We start from the raw sequence: 8,246 nt of genomic DNA, 5'->3' as shown, positions 1-8,246 counted from the left end.
CGAGGTCACCAAGAACGACCGCCCGGAACTGACGGCCGCCAAGATCATCGTCTCCGGCGGCCGCGCGCTGGGCAGCAGCGAGAAGTTCCAGGAAGTCATCACACCCCTGGCCGACAAGCTGGGCGCCGCCATCGGCGCTTCGCGCGCAGCGGTGGACGCAGGCTATGCGCCCAATGACCTGCAGGTCGGCCAGACCGGCAAGATCGTGGCGCCGCAGCTGTACATCGCCCTGGGCATCTCGGGCGCCATCCAGCATTTGGCCGGCATGAAGGACTCCAAGGTGATCGTGGCGATCAACAAGGACCCTGAGGCACCGATCTTCTCGGTGGCCGACTACGGCCTGGAGGCCGACCTGTTCCAGGCCGTGCCGGAACTGGTGCAGGCGCTGTAAGCGGCTGAAGCTGAAAAATGAGGGGCACAGGCCCCTCTTTTTCCGTCATGGATTCCGGGATGGTCCGCTGGTCAGGGCGCGCACCACCGACTACAACAACGGACTTGGCCGCCAGCCGGTGCTGGCGATGGCATGAACCGAGAGGGAGATTGAAATGAAGATGATGCGCTTGCGCCTGGCCCGCACGGCCGTGGCCTTTGTCTGTGGCGCCATGGCGCTGGCCGCCGAGGCCAATGCCTGGGTGGTGGGGCAGGTGGCACCCATGTCGGGAGCCGGTGCGACGCAGGGCCGTGCCTATGCCCAGGGCATGCGCCTGTACTTCGACCAGATCAACAAGGCCGGCGGCGTGCAGGGCCAGCCCGTGCAACTGGTCACCGTGGACGATGTGGGCCATCCCGAGGAAACCGTGGACAAGACCCGCAAGCTGCTGGACGAGTCCAAGCCCGTGGTGCTGGCCGGCTACTTCGGCAACCGCAACATGGCGGCGCTGCTGGACAGCAAGCTGCTCGACCAGTCGCAGATCTCCCTCGTGGGCTACCAGAGCACGGACACGCGGGTGCTGAGCAATCCCCAGATCTTCAGCACGCGCGCCAACCTGCCCGAGGAAATGGCCAAGATCGCCTCGCACCTGGCCACCGTGGGCATCACGCGCCTGGCCCTGCTGCATGACGAACGCCCGGATGCCAAGGCCGTGGCGGAACTCGTGGACAAGGCGATTGCGCCTTCCAAGGCCAAGCTGGTGGTCAGCGCCTCGCTGAGCACGGGCAAGGGTGCCATGGACAAGGCCGTTTCCCAGTTGCAAAAGGCCCAGCCTTCGGCGCAGGCCGTGATGGTGGTGGCCTCCAGCCCCGTGACCTCGGCCTTCGTCGAGGCGTACCGCATGGCGGGTGGCACGGCCCAGATCTACGCGACGTCCGAAGCCGATATCGAGCAACTGGCCAAGCGCCTGCCCGTGGAGTTCATGAGCGGCCTGTCCATTGCCCAGGTCGTGCCCAGTCCCTACAAGGTGACCATGCGCCTGAACAAGGAGTTCAGGGACGCGGCCACCGCTGCCGGCAAGTCGCTGACCGTGCCGGTCAGCTACGCCATGATGGAAGGCTATGTGAACGCCCGCGTCATCGTGGAGGCCATGCGCCGCACCCAGCCGCTGACGCGCGACAAGCTGGCCGCTTCGCTGCGCGGCCTGGACGCCTTCGATCTGGGCGGCTACTGGGTTACCTATCGTCCGGGCTCGCAGGCGGGCTCGAAATTCGTGGATTTGTCCATCGTCAACGCATCGGGCCGCGTCACGCAATAACGCTGCAATGCAGTAGTGCCGTGGCGGCGTGCCCGCTGTCCCAGGTCGCCGCGCGCTGCGCGCCGGCGGTCCAGGCTCTGTTCAGGAAGGTTCAACAATGACTTACTCGGCTCCCCTCAAAGACATGCTGTTCGCCATGGAGCATCTGGCGCAGATCGACCAGGTGGCGCAGTTGCCCGGTTTCGAGGAGGCTGGCCTGGAGACGGCCCAGGCCGTGCTGGAGGAATGCGCCAAGCTGTGCGAAGGCGTGGTGGCACCGCTGAACCTGCCGGGCGACGTGGCGCCTTCCAGCCTCAAGGACGGCGTGGTCACCACCACGGCGGGCTTCAAGCAGGCCTTTCGCCAGTACGCCGAAGGCGGCTGGCAGGGGCTGCAGCATCCGCAGGATTTTGGCGGCCAGGGCCTGCCCAAGACGATTGGCGCGGCCTGTGTGGAAATGCTCAACAGCGCCAACCTGAGCTTTGCGCTGTGCCCGCTGCTGACCGACGGCGCCATCGAGGCCCTGCTGACGGCGGGCAGCGATGAGCTCAAGGCCACCTATCTCGAAAAGCTGGTGACCGGCGAGTGGACCGGCACCATGAACCTGACCGAGCCCCAGGCCGGCTCCGACCTGGCCCTGGTGCGCACCAAGGCCGATCCGCAGCCCGATGGCAGCTACAAGGTCTTCGGCACCAAGATCTTCATCACCTATGGCGAGCACGACATGGCCGAGAACATCGTCCATCTGGTGCTGGCCCGCGTGGCCGGGGCGCCCGAGGGTGTCAAGGGCATCAGCCTGTTCGTGGTGCCCAAGTTCCTGGTCAACAAGGATGGCTCGCTGGGCGCGCGCAACGATGTGCACTGCGTGAGCATCGAGCACAAGATGGGCATCAAGGCCTCGCCCACGGCCGTGCTGCAGTACGGCGACAACGGCGGGGCCATCGGTTACCTGGTGGGCGAGGAAAACCGCGGCCTCGAATACATGTTCATCATGATGAACGCGGCCCGCTACGCCGTGGGCGTGCAGGGCATTGCCGTGGCCGAGCGCGCCTACCAGCACGCCGTGGCCTATGCCCGCGAGCGCGTGCAAAGCCGCCCCGTGGACGGCAGCGTCAAGGCCAGCGCCACCATCATCCACCACCCCGATGTGCGCCGCATGCTCATGACCATGCGTGCCTACACCGAGGGCTGCCGCGCCATGGCGGCCACGGCCGCCGCGGCCTACGACGCATCCCATCACCATGCCGACGCCCAGGTGCGCGAGGCCAATGCGGCCTTCTATGAATTCATGGTGCCCCTGGTCAAGGGCTACAGCACCGAGATGAGCCTGGAAGTCACCAGCCTGGGCGTGCAGGTGCACGGCGGCATGGGCTTCATCGAGGAGACGGGCGCCGCCCAGTACTACCGCGACGCCAAGATCCTGACCATCTACGAAGGCACGACCGCCATCCAGGCCAATGACCTGGTGGGCCGCAAGACGGCGCGCGATGGCGGCCAGACCGCGCTGGCCATTGCCGGCCAGATCGAGAAGACCGAGGCCGAGCTGGCCGCCAGCGGCACGCCCGAGGCACTGGCCGTGGCCCGCCAGCTGGCCGCTGCGCGCCAGGCCTTCGTGGAGGCGGTGCACTTCGTCTCGGGCCAGGCCAAGGCCGAGCCCAATGCCGTGTACGCCGGCAGCGTTCCCTACCTGATGCTGGCGGGCAACCTCGTCGCAGGCTGGCAGATGGGCCGCGCCCTGCTGGTGGCCGAGCAGCTGTTGCACAAGGGACAGGACGAGGCCTTCATGCGCGCGAAGATTGCGACGGCGCGCTTTTATGCCGAGCACATCCTCGTCAAGGCGGCGGGCCTGCGCGATGCCATCGTGCACGGCGGCGACAGCGTGATGGCACTGCCCATGGACGCCTTCTGACCCGGCGCTTGCGCACGGCACAACGCAGACAAAGACACCGAGAACCAACGGAGACAACGCATGTCCAAGCTTCCCCCGGCGCTGAAGAAACTGGCCCTGCCAGTGATCGGCTCACCGCTGTTCATCATCAGCAACCCCAAGCTCGTGATCGCCCAGTGCCAGGCCGGCATCGTGGGTTCCATGCCCGCGCTCAACGCGCGCCCGGCCGAGCAGCTCGAAGACTGGCTGGCCGAGATCACCGAGACCCTGGCCGCCTGGGACAAGGCCCATCCGGACCGGCCCTCGGCGCCGTTCGCCATCAACCAGATCGTGCACAAGAGCAATGACCGGCTCGAGCACGACATGCAGATGTGCGCCAAGTACAAGGTGCCCATCGTCATCACCAGCCTGGGTGCGCGCGAGGACGTGAACCAGGCCGTGCACAGCTGGGGCGGCGTGGTGCTGCACGACATCATCAACAACAAGTTCGCGCACAAGGCCATCGAAAAGGGGGCCGACGGCCTGATCGCCGTGGCGGCGGGCGCCGGCGGCCATGCGGGTGTCAAGAGCCCGTTCGCGCTGATCCAGGAAATCCGCGAATGGTTCGACGGCCCCGTGGCGCTGTCGGGCTCCATCGCCTCGGGCGGTGCCATCCTGGCGGCCCAGGCCATGGGAGCGGACTTCGCCTATATCGGCTCGGCCTTCATCGCCACGCATGAGGCGCGTGCGCACGACGCCTACAAGCAGGCCATCGTGGACGGCACCTCCGACGACATCGTCTACAGCAACCTGTTCACGGGCGTGCACGGCAACTACCTGGCGCCGTCCATCCGTGCGGCAGGTCTGGACCCCGACAACCTGCCCGAGTCGGACCCCAGCAAGATGAACTTCGGCGGCGACGCCAAGAAGGCCTGGAAGGACATCTGGGGCTGCGGCCAGGGCATTGGCGCCATCCGCGAAGTCACGGGTGCGGGCGAGCTGGTCGAGCGTCTCAAGCGCGAATACAACCAGGCGCGCGACCGCCTGCTGTCCACCCCGTAAGGTCGGGGAGCCCAGGACGGGCTCTTCTCCTACCCTGCCAGACGGCGCCTTCGGGCGCCGTTTTCTTTGGGTATTACCCACGCTGTGCGGGTCCGGTTCTCGAAGTTGTTTGCGCAAAACCCCTTGCGCACGCTTGACTGCTTCACTCGGCTTCCCCCTACGAGCGACTTGCCTGGAGCAAGTTTGTTTAGAATTCTTTGCGTAATTTCAGTAAATACTGAAATTACAGAATAAATGAACAAACCTTGTACCCCGTCATTGCCTGAGTTCCACCAGCTGGCGCGTCGTCCGATGGCGGGTACGGGGCGCCTGGTGCTGGCCTCGCTGCTGTGGCTGCCCCAGGCGGCGCTGCTGGCGCTGGCCGTGCAGTCCATGGCCGATGGCGCGGGCAGGGAGCCACTGTGGCCACTGTGGCAGCTTGCGGCCGGCGTGGCACTGCTGGGCGGATTGCGCGCCTGGTGCGATGCCAGCGGCACGCGCCGCGCCAATCTGCAGGCGCGCAGCCTGGTGAGTGCGCTGCGAATGCAGGTGCTGCGCACGCTGGCGGGCACCTCGCCGCTGGACCGCCAGCGCGCGGCCTCGGGCCAGGCGGCCAGCGCCATGGCCGAGCAGGCCGAGGCCATCGTGCCCTGGCTGTCGCGCTACCAGACCGCCATGTGGCGCGTGCGCACCGTGCCGCTGGTGATTGCGCTGGCCGTGGCCAGCCAGAGCTGGGTGGTGGCGCTGATCCTGGTGGTGGCCGCACCGCTGATCCCGCTGTTCATGGCCATCGTCGGCTGGCGCGCCAAGGCGGCCAGCCAGGCGCAGATGGTGGAGCTGGGCGGCATGAACGCCTTCTTGCTCGACCGGCTGCGCGGCCTGTCCACCATGCGCGCCCTGGGCGCGGTGGATGCCACGGCGCAGCGGCTGCGCTCCAATGCCGAATCCCTGCGCGAACGCAGCATGCGCGTGCTGCGCATCGCCTTTCTGTCCTCTGCGGTGCTGGAACTGTTCTCGGCCCTGGGCGTGGCCATGGTGGCCGTCTATGTGGGGTTTCACCTGCTGGGCCATCTGCCCTTTGGCAGCTGGGGCCAGACACTGAGCCTGGGCCAGGCGCTGTTCGTGCTGCTGCTGGCGCCCAGCTTCTTCGATCCCCTGCGTGAGCTGTCTGCCGTCTGGCACGACCGCGCCAGCGGCGAGGCCGCACTGCAGGCCCTGGGCGAGCTGGGCCGCGATGCGCAGCCGCTGCCCGGCGCGCTGAGTGCACCCGGCAGGGCGGCCGGCCAGGCCTGCGCCCTGCACCTGGAGCAGGTGCGGCCCCAGGCGCCAGGCGGCGCGGTCACGCTGCCGGCGCTCACGGTGGACGTGCGGCCTGGCGAGCATGTGGCGCTGTGGAGCCCCAGCGGCAGCGGCAAGTCGCTGCTGCTGGCGCAGATTGCCGGCCTGCTGCCGGTGGCCGAGCCTGGGCGCATCCATATCGACGGCCAGCTGCTCGACGGCGAATCGGCCGGCCGGCTGCGCGCGCGCATGGCCTGGATGGGGCAGAGCCCGCATGTGTTCGCGGGCTCGGTGGCCGAAAACCTCCGGCTGGGCCGCCCGGGATTCACCTTCGGCGAACTGCGCCAGGCCCTGCGGCTGGCCGGGCTGGGCAAGCTGGCCGAGACCCGGCCCGGCGCCACGCTGGGCGAGGGCGGAGCCGGCCTGTCGGGCGGGGAGATCGTGCGCCTGGCACTGGCGCGCCTGGCCTTGTCGCGCGATGCAGGCCTGCTGCTGGTCGATGAACCCACGGCCCATCTGGACCCGGCCACGGCCGCCCAGGTCACCGATGCCCTGCTGCAGCTGGCACGCGGGCGCACGCTGATCGTCGCCACCCACGATGCCGAACTGGCCGCCGCCATGCACCGCGTGGTGGAGCTGGCGGGCCATGCCGCCCCGCAGGAGCTGGCCGCATGAAGCCCCGCTCCACCCTCTGGCCCGTGCTTGCCGCCCTGGCGCGCATGGCGCCCCGGCGCCTGTGGCTGGGTGGCGCGCTGCTGGCCCTGCTCACGGTGCTCATGGGCATGGCGCTGCTGGGCCTGTCGGGCTGGTTCATCACGGTCACGGCGCTGGCCGGGCTGCTGCCGGCCACGGCCATCGTTTTCGATGTGTTCATGCCTTCGGCCGGCATCCGCCTGCTGGCCCTGGGCCGCACGGGCACGCGCTATGCCGAACGGCTGGTCACTCATGACGCCACCCTGGCCGTGCTGGCCGCCCTGCGCGAGCGGCTGCTGCGCAGCTGGGCCACGCCCGCCGCCGCCCTGAGCCTGCGCCTGCGGCCCGCACGCCTGCTGCAGCGGCTGACGGCCGACGTGGATGCGCTGGACAGCCTGTACCTGCGCCTGTTCGTGCCCTTGCTGGCCGCCACGGGTGCCACGCTGATGGCTGCCCTGGCGCTGGGCCTGATGCGCTGGTGGCTGGGCATGGCCTTGGCTGCGTGGCTGCTGGCCACGGGCCTGGGCAGCGCCCTGTGGCTGGCGCGCAGTGCGCGCCGGCCCGCCGTGCGCCGCGCGCTGGCGCTGGAGTCCCTGCGTGCCCGCACGGCCGACCTGGTAGCCGGGCAGGCAGAGCTGGCCATGGCCGGCACCCTGGCCGCGCATTGCGAACGCATTGCCGCCCTGGACGCCCGCGTGGCCGAGGCCGACGCCGAGCTCCACGGCCTGGAGGCCCGAACCTCTTTCGTGCAAGGCCTGTGCGGCGCCCTGGCCCTGGCCGGTGTGCTGCTGGGCGTAGGCTGGCTGGCCGAGGCCGGCCTGCTGGGTGCCCCCGTGGCCGCGCTGGCCCTGCTGCTGGCGCTGACGGCCATGGAGCCCTTTGCCGCGTTGCGCCGTGGCGCGCTGGAGGCCGGCCGCAGCTGGCTGGCCGCGCGCCGGCTGGCGCCCGCCCTGCGCGATGGCGCTGCGCAAGGCGCCTGCGAACCGGCTGCGCCCAGGCAGGGCTTGGCGGTTGAGCTTGAGCAGGTCGTGGCACCCCGTGCCGCCGTGCTGGTCCAGGACATCCGTATCGCCGAAGGCGAGCGTGTCGCCCTGCTGGGCGCCAGCGGCGCGGGCAAGACCACGCTGCTGTCCCTGATGGCCGGCGAGCTCCAGCCGCTGGCCGGCGCCGTGCGTGCCCGGCGCTGCACCTGGATGACGCAGCGCACCGAACTGTTCGAGGACAGCCTGCGCGACAACCTTTTGCTGGCTTGCCCCGAGGCCGCCGAGGACACGCTGTGGGCGGCGCTGGAAGTCGCCGGGCTGGCCGGCGATGTGCGCGCCATGGCGCAGGGTCTGGACACGCGGCTGGGCGAGGGCGGGCTGGGCCTGTCCGGCGGCCAGGCACGGCGCCTGGCGCTGGCGCGGCTGCTGCTGAGCCCCGCGCGCTGCTGGCTGCTGGACGAAGTGACCGAGGGCCTGGATGCACGCACGGCCGCCGACCTGCTGGTGCGGCTGGACAGTGCAGCCCGGGGCCGCACCCTGGTGCTGGCCACCCACAAGCTGCGGGAGGCGCAACTGGCCGACCGGCTGCTGTGGGTGGAGCAGGGCCGCGTGGTGTCCGAGGCGCTGCGCGGCACACCGCCGTTCGAGGCGGCCCTGGCGCGCCTGCGGCAGGACGGCTGATCAAGGATTTCACCAAGTACCCCCGAGAGAAAGGAT

6 protein-coding genes are annotated in these 8,246 nt (G+C 69.4%); all 6 read left to right on the top strand.

Annotated elements, in window-relative coordinates:
• Window positions 1-391: FAD-binding protein (locus tag INR38_RS23770; protein ID WP_207443551.1), on the top strand; the 391-nt coding region annotated here is incomplete at its 5' end.
• Window positions 392-545: 154 nt separating this feature from the next.
• Complete coding sequence (locus tag INR38_RS23765) at window positions 546-1,688, top strand: ABC transporter substrate-binding protein (RefSeq protein ID WP_013803458.1); 1,143 nt, start codon at window positions 546-548, stop codon at window positions 1,686-1,688.
• Window positions 1,689-1,785: 97 nt separating this feature from the next.
• Window positions 1,786-3,576, top strand: coding sequence for an acyl-CoA dehydrogenase (locus INR38_RS23760; RefSeq protein ID WP_013803457.1), 1,791 nt, complete (start codon window positions 1,786-1,788; stop codon window positions 3,574-3,576).
• A 60-nt stretch (window positions 3,577-3,636) separates the two neighbouring features.
• Window positions 3,637-4,596: a nitronate monooxygenase family protein gene (locus INR38_RS23755; RefSeq protein WP_012204314.1), complete on the top strand. Its 960-nt coding sequence runs from the start codon at window positions 3,637-3,639 to the stop codon at window positions 4,594-4,596.
• Window positions 4,597-4,887: 291 nt separating this feature from the next.
• Complete coding sequence (cydD, locus tag INR38_RS23750; RefSeq protein ID WP_207443577.1) at window positions 4,888-6,528, top strand: thiol reductant ABC exporter subunit CydD; 1,641 nt, start codon at window positions 4,888-4,890, stop codon at window positions 6,526-6,528.
• Entirely contained in the window at window positions 6,525-8,210 is a 1,686-nt protein-coding gene (locus INR38_RS23745; protein WP_207443552.1) for an ATP-binding cassette domain-containing protein, read from the top strand. The genes cydD and INR38_RS23745 overlap by 4 nt, the downstream gene beginning before the upstream one ends.
• The last annotated feature ends 36 nt before the right edge of the window (window positions 8,211-8,246 follow it).

The sequence above is a fragment of the Delftia sp. SD018 genome (assembly GCF_017355445.1).
In the GTDB taxonomy this organism is placed as follows: Bacteria; Pseudomonadota; Gammaproteobacteria; order Burkholderiales; family Burkholderiaceae_C; genus Comamonas; species Comamonas acidovorans.
This window is presented reverse-complemented; position numbering and strand designations above follow the sequence as displayed.